A 16175-nucleotide genomic window follows, 5' to 3' on the forward strand; every position below is an offset into this window, starting at 1 on the left:
TCAGGAAAGGCCGGCGATGATTGCCCTCAAAGTGGGAATGCCGTCGCCCTTTTCCGAGCTGGTGAGCACGATCTCGGGATAGGCCGCGGGGTGCTTCGAGAGCTTTTCGCGCACCTGCGTCAGGATCTTGTCGAGGTCATTGGCCTTGAGCTTGTCGGTCTTGGTCAGGACCGCCTGGAAGGTCACGGCGGACTTGTCGAGAAGGTCCATGATCTCTTCGTCCACGGCCTTCACCCCGTGACGGGCGTCGATCAGCACGAAGGCGCGGCGCAGAGAGACGCGACCCGAGAGATACTGCTTGAGCAGACGCTGCCATTTCTCGACCACCGCGACGGGTGCGTTGGCAAAGCCGTAGCCCGGAAGGTCGACGAGATAGTGGCTCTCGTTCAGCGTGAAGAAGTTGATCTCCTGCGTCCGGCCCGGCGTATTCGACGCGCGGGCGATCCCCTTGCGTCCGGTCAACGCGTTGATCAGGCTTGACTTGCCGACATTGGAGCGCCCTGCAAAGCAGACCTCGGGGCGGTCGTCGGGCGGCAGCCCGTCCATGGCGACCACGCCCTTGAGGAATTGAACGTCACCGGCAAAGGCCTTGCGCGCCGCCTCGCGGGTCGCGTCATCGGGCTCTTCGGCGATGGGAAAGGGAAGGGGGGTCGTCACAGCAGGGTCACCTCGTCGTCATGGGCGATCTCGCCGCCCGTCGTCACTTCGGCCTGCACCGAGAAATCCGTATGTCCCCAGTGACGCAGCGCACCAAGCGTATCCGCATCGCGCTGGCCTGTCTCGGGGTTTGCAGTGGTGGCGGCGCAGCGGCCGGTCCGTTCGCGCACGATCAAGGTCGCGCCGCCGATGCGAATCTCGCGCCCGACCCAGTCGAATTCTTCCCAGGGCCCGAGCCCGTCCAGCCAGATATTGCCACGCCAGCGGTGAATCGACAGCGGCTGGCCGATCTGGGCTTCGACCGCGCGGTGCGAGGCCATGTTGCACAGGGTGATCGAGGGGAAGGCCGCGTCGGTCATGCCGCGCGCCTGCGCCCGGATCAGCCGCGCCGATTGCGTGCGGTCCTCGGGCATCAGCGGGCGGACCCAATCGAGGAACGTCTCGCCGTCGCGGTCGGGATCGATGGTCAGGTCGGGGCGGTCCGGGTGGTGCAGGGTGATGGTGCCCGCCGCCTCGTTCATCTCGGCGCTGATCGCCATGAGCTGGGGCGCCTTGGCGCCCCGGCTGAAGTTGCCGCAGCGGACCCATTCGGAGCCGTCCGCGTCCGAGAGCTCATGCGCCACGGCCCAGGCCCTATCGAAGGGCAGGCATTCATGGGCGCGCAGGGTCACCCGGTCCAGCGCCTCGCGGCCATGGGCCTTGATCGGGTGGCGCCAGATCTGGGTGACCCGTCCGATCATTTGCTGTCCGACTTGGCGTCCTTGGGCTTGCGCTTGAAGCTCGACCTGATGTTGCCGAAGACATCAGGCTTGGCCCCGTGGCTGCGCATGATCAGGTACTGCTGGGTGAAGGTGATCGTGTTGTTGGTGATCCAGTAGAGCACCAGGCCGGAGGCGAAGCCGCCGAGCATGAACATGAACACCCAGGGCATCCAGGCAAAGATCATCGCCTGCGCCGGATCGGTCGGCGTCGGGTTGAGCTTCTGCTGAAGGAACATCGAGATGCCGAGCAGGATCGGCAGGATGCCGATGAAGATCAGCGCCAGCGTGCTGCCCACCTCGGGCGCTGCCCAGGGCAGCAGGCCGAAGAGGTTGTAGAGCGACGTGGGGTCAGGTGCCGAAAGGTCCTGGAACGGGCCAAAGAAGGGCGCGTGCCGCAGCTCGAACGCGACAAAGATCACCTTGTAGAGCGAGAAGAAGATCGGAATCTGCAGCAGGATCGGCAGGCAGCCCGAGGCTGGGTTGACCTTCTCGCGCTTGTAGAGCGCCATCATCTCTTGCTGCAGCTTCTGGCGGTCGTCGCCGGCCTTCTTCTTGAGCTCCTCCATCTGCGGCTGCAGTTCCTTCATCTTCGCCATGGAGACGTAGGATTTGTAGGCCAGCGGGAAGAGCAGCGCCTTGAGGAAGATGGTCAGCGCGATGATCGACACGCCCATGTTGCCGATCCACTGGTGCAGGTGGTGCAGCAGCCAGAAGATGGGCTTGGTGAGGAAGAAGAACCAACCCCAGTCGATGCTGTCGACGAAGCGGTCGACGCCCTGGTCCTGGTAGGCATTGATCACTTCCCAGACCTTGGCGCCCGAGAACATGCGGGTCGAGACCTCGGCGGTGGCGCCGGGGGCGATGGTCTGCGTCGGCAGAACGATCTCTGCCTGGTAGATGTCGCGGGCTTCGTTGTACTTGATCGCCTGGCGGTAGCTGGTGCCGCTGTCGGGGATCAGCACGGTTTCCCAGTAATGCTCGGTGAAGCCGATCCAGCCGTTTTCCGAAACCTGGTAGGTCTCGGCGCGGGTGCCCGCCTCGGCCGCCGGGTCAAAGTCGCGGATTTTCTTGTACTTGTTCTCGGCGAGGGTGCCGTCGGTCATCGACATCGCGCCCTCGTGCAGAACGAAGAAGTTCTTCAGGTCCTTCGGTTCGCCGTGGCGGGCAAGGATGCCGTAGGGCGCGGCCGAGACCTCGGCGCCCGAGGTGTTCTCGACCGATTGGGTCACGCGGAACATGAACTTGTCGTCCACCGTGAAGGTGCGGCGGAAGATCAGGCCGGCGGGGCTCTCCCAGCGCAGGGTGACCGGGCTGTCCACATCGAGGGACTCGCCGCTTTCCACGCTCCACTCGGTGTTCGGGCCGGGCACGTCGCTGACCTGCAGACCATTGCCGGGCGCCCAGCCGTAGACGGCGTAATAGGGGCTGTCGCTGCCCACGGGCTCGAGCAGCGTCACCATGGGCGAGCTCTCGTCGTTGGTCTCGTGGTACTGGCTCAGCTTCAGATCGTCGATCCGGCCGCCGGTGAGGGCGATGGAGCCGATCAGGTTCGGTGCGGCGATGTCGACGCGCGCAGTCTCGAGCGCGGGGGCCGGGGCCGCGGTGCCAGCGGTGGTGGACGCCGCCGGGTCGGTCGCCGTCGTCGGCGCGCTCACGCCGGGCGCGGTCTCGAGCGTCTGCTCGGTGGTTTGCGCCGTCTCGTCCACCGTGGCTTCGGGTGGCGGGAAGAGCACGAACCAGACGAGGATCACGACGAAGCTCAGCGCCGTAGCGATGAGCAGATTCTTGTTCTGATTGTCCATGCGAGAGACCGCCACCTGTCCTTGGAAAGTCAAGGCCGGGTTCAACAGGGCGGACCCCCAAAGGTCAAGCCGAATCATGACAGGCAAGGGGGTTTGTCGGCGTTTCGGACCATGGAGCGTGGCGTTACGAAGGGGTGGGGCGGCGCCGGCAGGTTGGATCAAGCAAGCCAAGCGCAGACCGTTCCGCCAAGTTCGGCTGGGCAGAGGCTTGCCGGGACGCTCCGGTTGCGTGACCTAGGGACCCGCATTCAGCATGTCCTCTCCACGACTTCGGCGGAGCAGGGCAGATGTCTGGCCGGCATGGGCGCCCGCGTGGACGTCGATCTGGGCGGGTCCGGGGTCCTGGCGGCGGTCAGATGGGGCGGCGCTGCAGGTCAGCCGTTGCTGCGCCCGAGTCTTTGCGCGGCCGCGATGCGCTGCGCGTGTGCGCGCGCCCAATCGGCGAGCTGCGGTGCGGGCATGGGGCGGGCGATTCCGAATCCCTGTGCGTGGTCGCAGCCGAGCTGGGCCAGAAGGGCGTGTTCGCCGCTGCTTTCGACGCCCTCGGCCACGGTTTCCAGACCCAGACGGTCGGCCAGCCCGAGAATCGCCGCGAGCATGCGCCGCTGGTCCTCGCTCCGGTCGATGCGGGCGACGAAGCTGCGGTCGATTTTCAGCCGGTGCACGGTGACCCGGCGCAGCGCCCCGATCGAGGCGTGGCCGGTGCCAAAATCGTCCAGATCGATGCGGCAGCCGATCCGCGCCAGGGCGGAGATATTGCGCGCGATGATGCCGTCAGAGCTCTCGGCGATCACCGTTTCGAGCACCTCGACTCCAAGCCGGGTCGCGGGCAGGCCGAAGCGGTCGAGATCCCATTTCAGCCGGTCCACGAGCCGCGGGTTTCGCAGCTCGACCTCGGAGAAGTTGATGCTGACGCGGGGAATGCGCAGCCCGTCCTGATCCCAGCCGCGCAGCGCTGTCAGGCTGTGGTGCAGCACCGCGTCGCTGAGCTGTTCCATGCGGCCCGACTCCTGCAGCGCGTCGAGAAACCGGGCGGGCGGCACGATGCCATGCTGCGGGTGCAGCCAGCGCACCAGCGCCTCGACACCGCTGATCTCGCCGGTCGAGGTGCAGAGCTGGGGCTGGTACCAGGGCTGGATTTGCCCCTTGGCCAGGGCGGTTTCGACCTCCGAAAGCAGGGCAGTGCGCGCGCGGCGCTCGGCGCGCATCCCCTCGCTCCAGGGGCGGATGGCGGAGGGGGCATTGTCCATCGCCTCGCGCAGCGCGGCCTGGGCGCAGTCGAGCATGTCGGAGCCCCGGCGCCCTTGCGCAGCCGCGAGGAGCCGCATAAACCCACGGCGACCGAAAGGTAATGCACGCCCGTGTCGGTGGTGGCGGGCTCTTCCAGCGCGTGCTGAAGCCGGTCGGCGAGGGCGAGCAGGGTCTCGAGATCGAGGCGAAGGCCGGGGGCGATCAGCGCCATGAAACGCGAGTCGCCGATGCGCATCGCGCTGTCCTCAGGGCGCAGCGTCTCGCGCAGGCGGTGGAGGAACAGAGCCCGCAGGGTTTCCGCCACATCCTCGCCCATGCGGCGCGAGATGGCCTCCAGCCCCTCGGCTTCGAAAAGTAGGCAGGCGGTGTGCGTTTCCGCGGCGCGGGCGCGCTCGAAGCTGTGTTCGGCAAGCTCCTGGGCCATGGCCATGCTGACGAGGTCGCCGCCGCCGCGGGCGGAGCCGAGCGCGGCCGCAGAGTCGCCGGTGAGCAGAAGCCCGTAGATCAGCGGAATGGTCAGGGCCAGTGCCAGCAGCAGGACTTCCCCGCCGAGCCAGAAACCGGCGAGAGAGATGGCGGGGAGGAAGGCCAGCATGTGCGGCCCGAGCATCCAGCGGTGCAGGACCCGACGCGCCCGCGCCGCGCCCAGGCGGAAAGATGACCTATGTGCGAGATCCGGCGGCATGATGCGCCCCCTACGTCATCAGAGACGGGACCACATCTAGCGCAAAGGGGTGAGGCGAGGCTTAACGCAGGTCGGGAATCCCGTCGTCGGCATCCGGGGCGCGCGCGGTCATGTCGCGCATCAGCCCGGCGAAGTCGAAGAGCTTGGAATCCATCATGTGCGAGGGGCGGACGTTGGTCAGCGCCTTGAACATCACCTGCCGGCGGCCGGGCGAGTTCTTTTCCCAACCGTCGAGGATTTGCTTCACCTGCTGACGCTGCAGACCGTCCTGCGAGCCGCAGAGGTCGCAGGGGATGATCGGGTAGTTCATGGCGCGGGCGAATTTCTCGCAATCGGCCTCGGACACATGCGCCAGCGGACGGTAGACGAAGAGGTCGCCCTCCTCGTTGACCAGCTTCGGCGGCATGGTCGCGAGGCGCCCGCCGTGGAAGAGGTTCATGAAGAAGGTTTCGAGGATGTCGTCGCGGTGGTGGCCGAGCACGACCGCAGAGCAGCCCTCCTCGCGAGCGAGGCGGTAAAGGTTGCCGCGGCGCAGGCGCGAGCAGAGCGCGCAATAGGTGCGGCCCTGCGGGACCTTGTCCATGACGATCGAGTAGGTGTCCTGATACTCGATCCGGTGCGGCACGCCCATCTTCTCGAGGAATTCGGGAAGCACCGTCGCGGGAAAGCCCGGCTGGCCCTGGTCAAGGTTGCAGGCCAAGATGTCCACGGGCAGCAGGCCGCGCCACTTCAGCTCGTGCAGCACCGCGAGCAGCGTGTAGCTGTCCTTGCCGCCCGAGAGGCAGACCAGCCACTTTGGCAGGCTGCCATCCTCGCGGCGCTCGATCATGCCGTATTGCTCGACGGCCTCGCGCGTGTTCTGCACGATGCGCTTGCGCAGCTTCTTGAACTCGGTGCTCTTGGGGGCGCCGTAGAACAGCGGGTGGATGTCGTCGGCGTCGTCGTCGAACATGGGCGGCCTCAATCGGGGACATTGTCGATGCCGGACCCGCCGAGCGGGTGGCAGCGCAGGATGCGGCGGATCGTCAGGTAGGAGCCCTTCACCGCCCCGTGCCTTTCAAGCGCTTCCAGCGCGTAGGCGGAGCAAGTCGGTTGAAAGCGGCAGCCATGGCCGACCCAGGGCGAGAAGATCAGGCGATAGGCGCGGACGGGCAGGGCGGCAATATGCGCGAGCGGGCTCACGATTGCGGCTTCCGGGGTTTCCGGGGCGCATGAATCTGCCGCACCGCTTGCACAAGCTCGCCCTGCAGCGCGGTGAATTCGCGCTCGGCGGTGGCGCCGGCGCGGCCGATCAGAACGTAATCCCAGCCCGGCTTGCCGAGTTCTGGCAGAGCGAGGCGCGCGATCTCGCGCAGCCGGCGCTTGGCGCGGTTGCGGGCGACGGCATTGCCGACCTTCTTCGAGCAGGTGAAGCCCACGCGGATAAGGTCCGAGCCGTCATCTCGATAGCGCGCCTGCAACAGGAAGGACGGCACCGGCTGTCGCCGGGCACGCGCCGCCGCGAGGAAATCGCTGCGCTTGCGCAGGACCTCGAGCTTCGGGGTGTCCGTCCCCATCAGGGCATCGCCTTGGGGGTTGCTGAGTTCCGCATCCGCACGCACGCCAAGCGCAAAGGCCGCCTCGGTCTGTCCCGAAGCGGCCTTGGCCGGTGTCTTGTGCACACGCTCCGCCATGGGCAGAGCGCGCGGCTCAGGCGCTGAGCTTCTTGCGGCCGCGGCCGCGGCGCGCGTTCAGAATCGCGCGGCCAGCTTTGGTGGCCATCCGTGCGCGGAAGCCGTGGCGGCGCTTGCGAACGAGGTTCGAAGGCTGAAAGGTGCGTTTCATCGCGCTCTTCTCCGTCTGATCTGGCCTCGGGGGAGGCCGGTCTGTCTACATGGTCTCATTGCTGCCTGCGGCGTCCGCCCGGTGCGCCAGTGGATTGGCAGCAAGAGCTTACATCACAGAAGGCCCTAAGCGGATTCGCCGGGCCGGGTCATTCGAGGCCCGTGCTATAGGCAGGAGTGGCCCCCATGTCAAACCTCTAACCGGGGCTGAAGGCAAGAATTCCGGTGCGGCGCGCGGTGTGCCTTGGCGCCGTCGGCGCTCGGGGCGCAAAATCGCCCGCAGGGGCAGGTCGTGATCAAGGCCGCGTGATAGGGCTGTGCGCGGGCGATTCCACACGCCATTCTAGGGGGATGACAGATCAGGACCCCACGCCTTCGCCGACCCGTGCGCGGCTCCTGCGGCACCTGCCGCTGGCGCTCATAGCAATTGTGGCGGTGACTGGTGCGCTCACGCTGCGCGACTACATCAGTTTCGACACGCTGCGCGAGAATCGGGTGGCGCTGCTGGCGCTGCGTGACAGCAACTACCTGGCGGTGGCCGGGGGATTCGTGGCGGCCTATGTCGCCATCGTGGCCTTCTCGCTGCCCGGGGCCGCCGTCGCCTCGGTGACCGGCGGTTTTCTTTTTGGCCTCGTCCCGGGCACAGCGCTGAACGTGCTGTCGGCCAGCATTGGTGCCGTCGTCATCTTCCTCGCGGCGCGTGCCGGGCTCGGGCGGGTGCTTTCGGCCAAGCTCGACGGGTCCGAGGGCAAGCTCCGGGCGCTGCGCGACGGGCTGCGGCAGAACGAGGTGAGCGTGCTTCTGCTGCTGCGGCTGGTGCCGGCAGTGCCCTTCTTCGTGGCGAACCTGCTGCCCGCGCTGGTGGGGGTCAAGCTCTGGAACTTCGCCTGGACGACCGCTTTGGGCATCATCCCGGGAGCGCTGGTCTTCACCTCGATCGGGGTAGGAGTCGGCTCGGTCTTCGATCGGGGCGAGACGCCGGACCTGAGCCTGCTCTGGGCGCCGCAGGTCATCGGCCCGCTGCTGGGGCTTGCCGCGCTGGCGGCGCTGCCCATCGTTTTGAGAGCCTGGCGCCGGCGCAAGGGTATCTGAGATCAAGGGACCAGTTCGATGGAAACGATTAAGACTGACCTTCTGATCATTGGTGCGGGCTCGGGCGGGCTCTCGGTCGCCGCGGGCGCGGTGCAGATGGGGGCCAGCGTGGTGCTGGTCGAGCGCGGCGAGATGGGCGGGGATTGCCTGAACTACGGCTGCGTGCCCTCCAAGGCGCTGATCGCCGCCGCGGCGCAGGCCCATGCGGCCGAGGTGTCGGGGGCCTTCGGCGTCGATCTTGCGCCGGCACGGGTCGACTGGCCTCGCGTCCGCGCGCATGTGCAGGAGACGATCACCCGCATCGCCCCGGTGGATTCGCAGGAGCGTTTCGAAGGGCTGGGCGTGCGGGTGATCCGTGCGCAGGCGCGCTTCGTGTCCGACCGCGAGGTCGAGGCAGGGCACCACCGCATCATCGCGCGCCGCATCGTGCTTGCCACCGGCTCGGCCCCCGCCGTGCCGCCGGTCCCGGGGCTGGCTGACGTTCGATACCTGACCAACGAGACCCTGTGGGAGCTGGAAGAGCTGCCCGCGCATCTGTTGATTCTCGGCGGCGGCCCCATCGGCATGGAGATGGCGCAGGCCTTCCGCCGCCTCGGGGCGCAGGTCACCGTGGTCGAGGGGGCCCGGGCGCTCGGGCGCGAGGATTCTGAAATGGCGGCAATCGTGCTCGATCACCTGCGCGGCGAGGGGGTGACGATTCTCGAGGGCGAAACCGTGACGGCGGCGCGCCAGCAGGGCAGCGCCATAGAGTTGCGACTGGACAGCGGCAAGAGCCTCACCGGCTCGCATCTGCTGGTGGCAGCGGGGCGCCGGTCGAACACCGAGGGCCTCGGCCTGGAGGCGGCCGGGATCGAGACAACAAAGTCGGGCATCAAGGCCGACGCCGGTCTGCGCACGACGAATCGCAGGGTCTATGCCATCGGCGACGCGGCGGGCGGGCTGCAGTTCACCCATCTCGCGGGCTACCACGCCGGCATCGTCCTGCGCTCGGCGCTCTTCGGCCTGCCGGCCAAGGCCTCGACCCACCACATCCCGCGCGCCACCTACACGCGGCCCGAGCTTGCCCATGTCGGCCTGACCGAGGTCGAAGCGCGGCAGCGCTACGGCGACAAGCTCGAGGTGCTGCGCGAGGCGCTGCAGCACAACGACCGCGCCATCGCCGAGCGGGAGACCGCCGGGCTCGCCAAGGTCATGGTGCACAGGGGGCGGCCCGTGGGGGCCACAATTGTCGGCGCGCAGGCCGGAGATCTTATCTCCACATGGGCGCTTGCGATCTCGGCGAAGGTGAAGATCGCGCAGATCGCGGGCATGGTCGCGCCCTATCCGACGTTGGGGGAGCTTAACAAACGGGTTGCCGGATCCTATTTCACACCCAGATTGTTTGAAAACCGCACGGTCAAGGCTGTTACACGAACAGTTCAACGCCTGCTCCCCTGAAAGCTCAAGACCGCCCTTCATGTTCAACTCGCTCTCAGGCCGCTTTCTTGTCCTCACGACTGTTTTCGTGATGCTGGCCGAAGTGCTGATTTTCGTGCCCTCGGTGGCGCGATTCCGGCAGGATTTCCTCACCGACCACCTCGAGCGCGCGCAGATCGCCTCTCTGGCGCTGCTGGCCGACGATGTACTGGCTCCCGAGCTCGAGGCCGAACTGTTGGACAACGCCGGGGTCTACAACGTGGTGCTGCAGCGCGACGAGCGGCGCGAGCTGGCGCTCTCGTCGCCGATGCCGGGCTCGGTGGACGAGACCTACGACCTGCGCGAAGCGGGGCCGCTGATCCTGATGAAGGACGCGCTGCTTCGGCTTGTCGATACCCAGCCGCGGCTGATCCGGGTTCTGGGCTATCCCAAGGACGACGGCGGCGAGCTGATCGAGGTCACCATGGACAGCCTCCCGCTGCGCACCGCGATGATCGACTTCGGCCTCGGTGTCCTGCTGGTCTCGGCGCTGCTGTCGCTGATCACTGCGCTGCTGCTCTTCCTCGCGGTGCGGGTGCTGCTGGTGAAGCCGATCAAGGGCGTGGTGGGCCACATGCAGCGCTACGCCGAGGATCCCGAGGACGCGCGGCGGATCATCAAGCCCATCGCCAGCGTGCGCGAGATTCGCGAAGCCGAGGAGGCGCTGCAATCGCTCGAGACCCAGCTTTCGCAGTCGCTGCGGCAGAAGGAGCGGCTGGCGCAACTCGGCGGCGCCGTGGCGCGGGTCAGCCACGACCTGCGCAACATCCTGAGCTCGGCGCAGCTGTTCACCGACCGCATCGAGATGTCGGAGGACCCGGCGGTGAAGCGCATGGCACCCAAGCTGGTCAGCTCGATCACCCGCGCCGTGTCGCTCTGCGAGACCACGCTGGCCTTCGGCAAGGCCGAGGAGCCCGCGCCGATGCTCACCCAGTTCAACCTCGCCGAACTGGTCAACGAGGTGCTCGAGGCCGAGCGCTTGGCGATCGGCGAGCACGAGGTGAGCCTGTCGGAGGACATTCCCGCCTCGATGCAGGTTCGCGGCGATCCCGAGCAGATCTACCGCGCCATCGCGAATCTCGTGCGCAACGCGCGGCAGGCGATCACCGGCTCGGGGGTGGAGGGTGAGATTGCCGTCTCGGCCCGCGCCGAGGAGGACGCCTGGGTGATCGAGGTCACCGACACTGGCCCAGGCCTGCCGCCGAAAGCGCGCGAGCATCTGTTCCAGCCCTTCCAGGGCGGTGCGCGCAAGGGCGGGGCGGGACTCGGTTTGGCCATTGTCGCCGAGCTTGTGCGGAATCACGGCGGGAAACTGCAGCTGCTGCGCTCCGACAAGGGCGGCACCTGCTTCGAAATTCGCCTTCCGAACGGTGACTTAGGGTAAGATGGGAAGTTTTTTCGAAATCTCTCTTGCGCATCCTCCGAACAAACTCTAAACCCCGCCCTCACGGACCGATAGCTCAGCTGGATAGAGTACTTGACTACGAATCAAGGGGTCGGGGGTTCGAATCCTCCTCGGTCCGCCACTCCCCACCGGGGGACGGCAAAAAAAGAAGGTCACCGCGATGCGGTGGCCTTCTTTTTTGTGTTTGCGCCCCCTCACGTCAGGCGGAGGAAGCCTGCGTTTCAAGGCTTTGCGCGATCAGTTCGGGGATTTCCGGCCAGTCGATGAAGGCGGGAAGCACCGGGCCTGCGAAGTCCGCCTCCGCCAGCGCCTCGGGAACATCTTCCAGCATGTGGCCGGCGTTGAGCGCGAATTGCGGCAGGCAGATCGCCTGGCCGAGTCCGCGGGCCGACTCATTCAGGTAGGGGGGCTCTTCCACGTAGCCGACGCGCGCTTTGGCGAATCCGATCTCGGCCTCCAACGCGGCGGCAAAGTCGCGCGCGCTCTCGGCACTGGTGCGAGACACGTTGCTGCCATGCGCGGCGACCAGCAGAGTTGTCTCTGCCGCCTGCCAGCCCTTGTCGCCAAGCGCGCGCTGCAGCGCATGGGCGGCGCTGGTCACCAGCGCGGGCTCGGTGCCGAAGGGCTCCAGCACCCGCAGGCCCAGAGGCTCTGCACGTTCGGCGAGCACCTTCTTGGTGAAATAGCCGCGTGCCATGAAATAGGGGTAGATCCAGGGAGCCCCGAGGTCGGCTACCGCCGCGTCGAAGGCCCCTTCCTTCGCCAGGGTCGCGCCGCCGATGCGCCAACCGGGCAGCAGAGCACCGACGCGCGCCGCGAGATCCTTCAGTGCCGCTTCCTGCGGATCGGGATCGGAGGGACTGCCATGGGCGACAATGAGGGCGGATCTGGTCATGTCATCAGGTCTCGATAGTCTGTCCTGCGGCGTGACGTAGCACCGCAAGTGTTTTCGAAAACTCTGGCAAGGTCTTTCGATGGACCTTGCCCGGCTCAGTCGCGGAACGCCCCGGCGAAGGGCTCGGGCAGGTCGAACTCCTGCAGCACCCGCGCGCGGCCCTCAGGCGACATCTTTAGCGCGGTCTTCTCGACGATGCGCTGCAGCGCCTCGGCGTCGCGCCCCTCGGCGAAGGGCGAGAAATACCACTTGAGGAAGGTGAAGCAGATCACGTCCTCCAGCGCCTGCACCTCGGCGTCGCGCTTGATACCCTCCTTGCGCAGCAGCACACCCACGCGCTCTTGCGCCTCGGTGTCAAAACCCGCCTTGGACATCATCCCGGCGAGCCGCGCGGCGTGGCGGCGGCCTTGCTCCTTGCGCCAGGCAAAGTAGCCGGCGCGGTCCATCGGGTAGGAGTCGCGGGGCAGCAGCCAGCGCTCGACGTGCTGGCCGCGCGCGGCGATCTGCAGCACCTCGGAGGCCTCGGGGAAAAGCCGAGCCAGCTCCGCGCTCATCCGCTCGCCGTAGAGCAGCGCGGCGGGTTGGCCTTCTTCGCGGTTCGGGTCCTGTGCATTGGCGGAATCGATCTCGGACAGAACGTCTTCAAGCGCGCTCATGTCCGGGCTCCTGCGCGGTTAGGGGGCTGGGGCATAGGGGAAATCTCCTGTCCGGCTGCTGCAAGCAAGGTGGCACGCGCAATCTTTTGGCGCAATCTCCGGCGCGGCGGTCGCGCATGTTTCGCCGGGTTGCCCGCGGAGCAGACCGCGAAAACGGCGTCAGAGTGACGCGTGGGGTGGCTTGGGGTTGAAACCCCGGCGGATCATCTATCACATTGAGCGAAAAACGGATTTTCTAACGGAGCCGCCATGTCTTCAGACCCTGAGCCAGAGCGGTCGCGGGCCGAGAGCCTGCTCGGCGCCGAGGCGCGGCACCAGCTGAACCTGGCTGGGCGCCTCTCCGCGCTCGCTGCCGCGCTCTGGCTGCCGCAGGCTGCCGCGCTGGCCTGGGGCATTGCTGGCTGGGCCGAGGGTGCGCCGCTTTCGCGCACGCTCTGGATGGCGCTCGCCTTCGCCCTGGTTGGGCTCTTTCGCGGCTGGGCGGAGCGCCGGGCCGCAAGGCTGGCCTATCGCGCCGCCGACGAGACGCTGCACGCTCAGAGGCAGGCGCTGCTGAATCGCGAGGCGCTGCGCGTGGGAGAGTCGTCTTCGGCGGCGCTTGCGGCCCTACTGACCGAGAAGCTGGCTGTGCTCGGCCCCTGGATCACCCGCTTCCGCCCGGCCATGGCGCGCGCCCGGGTGCTGCCGTTGCTCTACCTTGCGGTGATCCTGCCGATCTCCTGGGCGGCGGGGCTGGTGCTGCTGGTCGCCGGGCCGCTGATCCCGCTCTTCATGGCGCTTGTGGGCATGGCGGCGCAGGACGCGAGCCGCAAGCAGATGGTCGAGCTGGGCGCGATGAACACGCTGCTGATCGACCGAATCTCGGCGCTGCCGGACCTGCTGCTTCTCAACGCCGCCGAGGCCTCGCGCGCCGCGTTCGAGGTCCGCGCCGAGGCACTGCGGAAACGCACCATGGCGGTGCTACGGGTGGCCTTCCTCTCCTCGACCGTGCTCGAGCTCTTCTCGGCGCTCGGGGTGGCCATGGTGGCGGTCTACGTCGGGTTCTCGCTGCTGGGAGAGATCGGCATCGGCACCTGGAGGCTCTTCGGGCCGGAGCTGACGCTGTTTCAGGGGGTGTTTCTGCTGCTCCTGGCACCCGACTTCTTCCAGCCTCTGCGCGATCTCGCCTCGGCGTGGCACGACAAGGCGGCGGCCGAGGCGGTGGCGGACGACCTTGCGGCGCTGCACGCCTCGGAGGCGATCCCGGTGCTGGGGCAGGGGGCGGAGGCCGTGGCATTGGCCGGGCCTGCTACGGTGACGTTGACCGGGGTGCGGGTCCGGCGGGGCGCGCAGTGGGTGGCGCTGCCGGACGTCGAGGTGGGGCCGGGCGGCTCGCTGGCGCTGCGCGGGCCGAGCGGGGTTGGCAAATCCACGGCGCTCGACCTGATCGCGGGGCTGCTCGTGCCGAGCCAGGGTGAGCTGCGGGTGGCCGGGCAGGCGCTCGACCACGCGACCGCCGACGCCTGGCGTGCCCGCCTCGCCTATGTGCCGCAGCTGGTGCATATCCCCGAGCTCTCGCTACGCGCCTTCTTGAGCGGCAGGCCGGACGGCGAGGTGCCTCTTGAGGCGCTGCGCCGGGTCCGAGCCGAGCGCTTCGTCGCGGCGCTTCCCGAGGGGCTGGAGACGGTCCTCGGCGAAAGCGGGGCGGGGGTCTCGGGTGGCGAGGCCCGGCGGCTGCTGCTGGCCCGCGCGCTCATCCGTGGCGCCGATGTCATCCTTGCCGACGAGCCCACCGCCGATCTCGACGCCAGCACCGGCGCCGCGATCATCGCGCTGCTGAAGGGGCTCTCCGACGAAGGGCGCACGGTGATCGTCGCCACCCATGACCCTGCGCTGGCCCGGGCCATGGACCGGATCGTCGACTTGGAGCCCGCCCCATGCTGAAGCTCTGGCAGGTCCTCCGCCTGCTGTGGCGGGCGCATCCCTTTGCGATGTGGCGCGGCGCGGTGCTCGCGGTGCTCGTGCTGCTGATGGGGGCGGCGCTGCTCGGCCTCTCGGGGTGGTTCATCACCGCGACGGGTATGGCGGGTGTCGCAGGGGTGGGCATCGCCTTTGACGTCTTCCGGCCGAGTGCGGGCGTGCGCGGGCTGGCACTTGGCCGGGCCGCGGCGCGCTACGGCGAGCGCCTGCTGACCCATGACGCCACGCTGCGCGCCCTCGCGGCGCTGCGGGTCACCTTACTCGGGCGGCTCGAGCGCTTTCCCGTGAGCGACCTGCGGCGCTTGCGGGGCGCCACAGCACTGACCCGGATCACCGCCGACGTGGACGCGCTCGACGGGGTGGTGCTGCGGCTGGCGCTGCCCATCGCCGCGGCACTGCTGACCCATGTCGCGGTGTTCTTCGGGCTCTGGGCGCTGACCTCGCATGGCATCGCGCTCTCGGTCGCGGGGGGGTACCTGCTGGGCGGCGGCGTGGTGCTCTGGCGGGTGGCGCGCGCGACGCTGCGCCTCTCGGCGCGGGGAGAGGAGGCCTCGCAAGACCTGCGGCGCCGCGCCATCGGACTGTTCCGCGGACGGCGCGAGGCGATCCTGCAGGGGGCGTTGCCGCTTTGGCGCGCAGGGCTGGACCGGGCGGAGTCCGAGGCGCGCGACGCCATGGACCGTCTCGATCGCATCGACACCGGCGCAGGGCAGGCGCTTTCGGCGATCGTGACGTTGGTCGCGGCTGGGGTCTTCGCGCTGGCGGGCTGGTTGGTGGCCGAGACCGACCTCGACCCGGCGCTTGCCGCCATCGGCGTCTTCGTGGCGCTGGCGCTTGGCGAGACGCTCGTGCCGCTGCGCAGGGGCATGGCCGAGATCGGCCGGATGCGCGACGCGGCGGGCCGGGTTCTGGCCGAGCCGCCGGTGCGGTCTCTCTCCCCCAAGGCTCGCGTCGCCGCCCCCGCAGCGGTAATGTCGGAGCAGGTTCTGGCCTTGCGGCACCTCTTTCTGGCGCGGCCCGGATGGTCCCGGCTCCTGCTGCACGACCTTTCGCTGTCGGTGCGGGCGGGGGAGACCCTCGCCCTTCGCGGCGCCTCGGGGCTCGGAAAATCGACCCTGCTCGACGTTGTCGCCGGATTGGAGCCCGTGACGGCGGGAGAGGTTCTGTTGCTGGATCGCCCCCTGGCCGCGTGGCGCGACAAAGAACTGCGCCAAGTGCTGACCCTCGTGCCGCAGCGCGCGGCGTTGGTGTCTGGCACGGTTCTCGAGAATCTCGCGCTCGCCCGCCCGGGGCTGAGCGAGGCAGAGGCGATGGACGCTCTGGAGGCAGTGCATCTGGCGCAGACGGTCGCGGAGCGAGGCGGTCTCTGTTCACCTTTGGGTGAGGGCGGGGCCGGTCTTTCGGGCGGTCAGGCCCGCCGCCTGGTGCTGGCGCGGGCGCTGCTGCGCCGCCCGAAGCTGCTGCTTCTGGATGAGCCAACCGAGGGGCTCGATCCGGAAGCCGCCAGGCAAGTCTTGGCAGGGGTGAGGAAATTTCTGCCAGCCGCGGCGATTGTCACGGCCTCGCACCGCGCCGCGGAGCTGGCGGCTGCCGATCAGGTGATCGATCTCAAAAGCTATATCCCAGAAACATGATGAACTTGATGCAGATCAATCCGCTGTCACAATGGCGGGGTGTAGCAGGGCACCTGAAGGGTGTCGTTCGGTAAAAAGTAGCCGCCCACCTCGAAATTTA

16 protein-coding genes, 1 tRNA gene and 1 pseudogene are annotated in these 16175 nt (G+C 68.0%); 7 read left to right on the forward strand and 11 right to left on the reverse strand.

The genetic code is table 11. From position 1 onward, the window contains the following. The 5 genes and pseudogenes from yihA to G0D83_RS32190 form a co-directional block, all read right to left on the reverse strand. Nucleotides 1-657 (reverse strand): ribosome biogenesis GTP-binding protein YihA/YsxC, encoded by a 657-nt coding sequence (gene yihA, locus G0D83_RS12680; RefSeq protein WP_108967167.1) that lies wholly within the window; start codon nucleotides 655-657, stop codon nucleotides 1-3. Next, complete coding sequence (locus G0D83_RS12685) at nucleotides 654-1397, reverse strand: MOSC domain-containing protein (RefSeq protein ID WP_164194414.1); 744 nt, start codon at nucleotides 1395-1397, stop codon at nucleotides 654-656. Before G0D83_RS12685 ends, yihA begins: the two co-directional genes overlap by 4 nt. Continuing rightward, a complete protein-coding gene (gene yidC / locus G0D83_RS12690) occupies nucleotides 1394-3220 on the reverse strand; it encodes a membrane protein insertase YidC (RefSeq protein ID WP_164194417.1) in 1827 nt (608 codons plus the stop codon). The genes G0D83_RS12685 and yidC overlap by 4 nt, the downstream gene beginning before the upstream one ends. 374 nt (nucleotides 3221-3594) lie before the next feature. Next, entirely contained in the window at nucleotides 3595-4506 is a 912-nt protein-coding gene (locus tag G0D83_RS32185) for an EAL domain-containing protein (protein WP_235958070.1), read from the reverse strand. A gap of 95 nt (nucleotides 4507-4601) precedes the next feature. Then, nucleotides 4602-4901: pseudogene (locus G0D83_RS32190) on the reverse strand (diguanylate cyclase domain-containing protein); the annotation flags it as partial. Here G0D83_RS32190 and G0D83_RS32195 point away from each other — a divergent pair. After that, complete coding sequence (locus G0D83_RS32195; protein WP_235958072.1) at nucleotides 4872-5132, forward strand: hypothetical protein; 261 nt, start codon at nucleotides 4872-4874, stop codon at nucleotides 5130-5132. The pseudogene G0D83_RS32190 and the gene G0D83_RS32195 sit on opposite strands and share 30 nt — an antisense overlap. An 85-nt stretch (nucleotides 5133-5217) precedes the next feature. On the opposite strand, the gene ttcA is transcribed toward G0D83_RS32195, so the two are convergent. The 4 genes from ttcA to rpmH form a co-directional block, all read right to left on the reverse strand. Continuing rightward, nucleotides 5218-6108: a tRNA 2-thiocytidine(32) synthetase TtcA gene (gene ttcA, locus G0D83_RS12700; RefSeq protein WP_164194421.1), complete on the reverse strand. Its 891-nt coding sequence runs from the start codon at nucleotides 6106-6108 to the stop codon at nucleotides 5218-5220. A gap of 8 nt (nucleotides 6109-6116) precedes the next feature. Next, the gene (yidD, locus tag G0D83_RS12705) at nucleotides 6117-6338 is read right to left on the reverse strand and encodes a membrane protein insertion efficiency factor YidD (protein WP_164194425.1); all 222 of its coding nucleotides are present in this window, start codon (nucleotides 6336-6338) and stop codon (nucleotides 6117-6119) included. After that, nucleotides 6335-6712, reverse strand: coding sequence for a ribonuclease P protein component (rnpA, locus tag G0D83_RS12710; protein ID WP_164194621.1), 378 nt, complete (start codon nucleotides 6710-6712; stop codon nucleotides 6335-6337). The genes yidD and rnpA overlap by 4 nt, the downstream gene beginning before the upstream one ends. Nucleotides 6713-6845: 133 nt before the next feature. Continuing rightward, nucleotides 6846-6980, reverse strand: coding sequence for a 50S ribosomal protein L34 (gene rpmH, locus G0D83_RS12715; protein ID WP_066102660.1), 135 nt, complete (start codon nucleotides 6978-6980; stop codon nucleotides 6846-6848). Between the two features lie 350 nt (nucleotides 6981-7330). On the opposite strand from rpmH, the gene G0D83_RS12720 reads away from it, so the two are divergent. The 4 genes from G0D83_RS12720 to G0D83_RS12735 all read left to right on the forward strand — a co-directional run bounded on the left by G0D83_RS12720 (nucleotide 7331) and on the right by G0D83_RS12735 (nucleotide 11052). Continuing rightward, complete coding sequence (locus G0D83_RS12720) at nucleotides 7331-8071, forward strand: TVP38/TMEM64 family protein (RefSeq protein WP_164194430.1); 741 nt, start codon at nucleotides 7331-7333, stop codon at nucleotides 8069-8071. Nucleotides 8072-8089: 18 nt separating this feature from the next. Further along, a complete protein-coding gene (locus G0D83_RS12725) occupies nucleotides 8090-9508 on the forward strand; it encodes an NAD(P)/FAD-dependent oxidoreductase (protein WP_164194434.1) in 1419 nt (472 codons plus the stop codon). A gap of 19 nt (nucleotides 9509-9527) precedes the next feature. Further along, complete coding sequence (locus tag G0D83_RS12730) at nucleotides 9528-10910, forward strand: HAMP domain-containing sensor histidine kinase (protein WP_164194438.1); 1383 nt, start codon at nucleotides 9528-9530, stop codon at nucleotides 10908-10910. A gap of 65 nt (nucleotides 10911-10975) precedes the next feature. After that, nucleotides 10976-11052 (forward strand) — tRNA-Arg (locus G0D83_RS12735). A 78-nt stretch (nucleotides 11053-11130) separates the two neighbouring features. Here the strand turns inward: G0D83_RS12735 and G0D83_RS12740 are convergent. Continuing rightward, nucleotides 11131-11826: a CbiX/SirB N-terminal domain-containing protein gene (locus tag G0D83_RS12740; RefSeq protein ID WP_164194441.1), complete on the reverse strand. Its 696-nt coding sequence runs from the start codon at nucleotides 11824-11826 to the stop codon at nucleotides 11131-11133. A 95-nt stretch (nucleotides 11827-11921) separates the two neighbouring features. Further along, nucleotides 11922-12482, reverse strand: a complete 561-nt coding sequence (locus tag G0D83_RS12745) for a DUF4202 domain-containing protein (protein ID WP_164194445.1) — start codon at nucleotides 12480-12482, stop codon at nucleotides 11922-11924. A 249-nt stretch (nucleotides 12483-12731) separates the two neighbouring features. On the opposite strand from G0D83_RS12745, the gene cydD reads away from it, so the two are divergent. Both cydD and G0D83_RS12755 read left to right on the forward strand, forming a co-directional pair. Continuing rightward, nucleotides 12732-14405, forward strand: a complete 1674-nt coding sequence (cydD, locus tag G0D83_RS12750; RefSeq protein WP_164194449.1) for a thiol reductant ABC exporter subunit CydD — start codon at nucleotides 12732-12734, stop codon at nucleotides 14403-14405. Beyond that, nucleotides 14399-16075 carry an amino acid ABC transporter ATP-binding/permease protein gene (locus tag G0D83_RS12755; protein ID WP_164194452.1) on the forward strand — a complete coding sequence of 559 codons (1677 nt, stop codon included), beginning with the start codon at nucleotides 14399-14401 and terminating at the stop codon, nucleotides 16073-16075. The genes cydD and G0D83_RS12755 overlap by 7 nt, the downstream gene beginning before the upstream one ends. Nucleotides 16076-16175: the final 100 nt, after the last annotated feature.

The sequence above is a fragment of the Salipiger sp. PrR003 genome (assembly GCF_010500785.1).
GTDB lineage: Bacteria > Pseudomonadota > Alphaproteobacteria > Rhodobacterales > Rhodobacteraceae > Salipiger > Salipiger pacificus_A.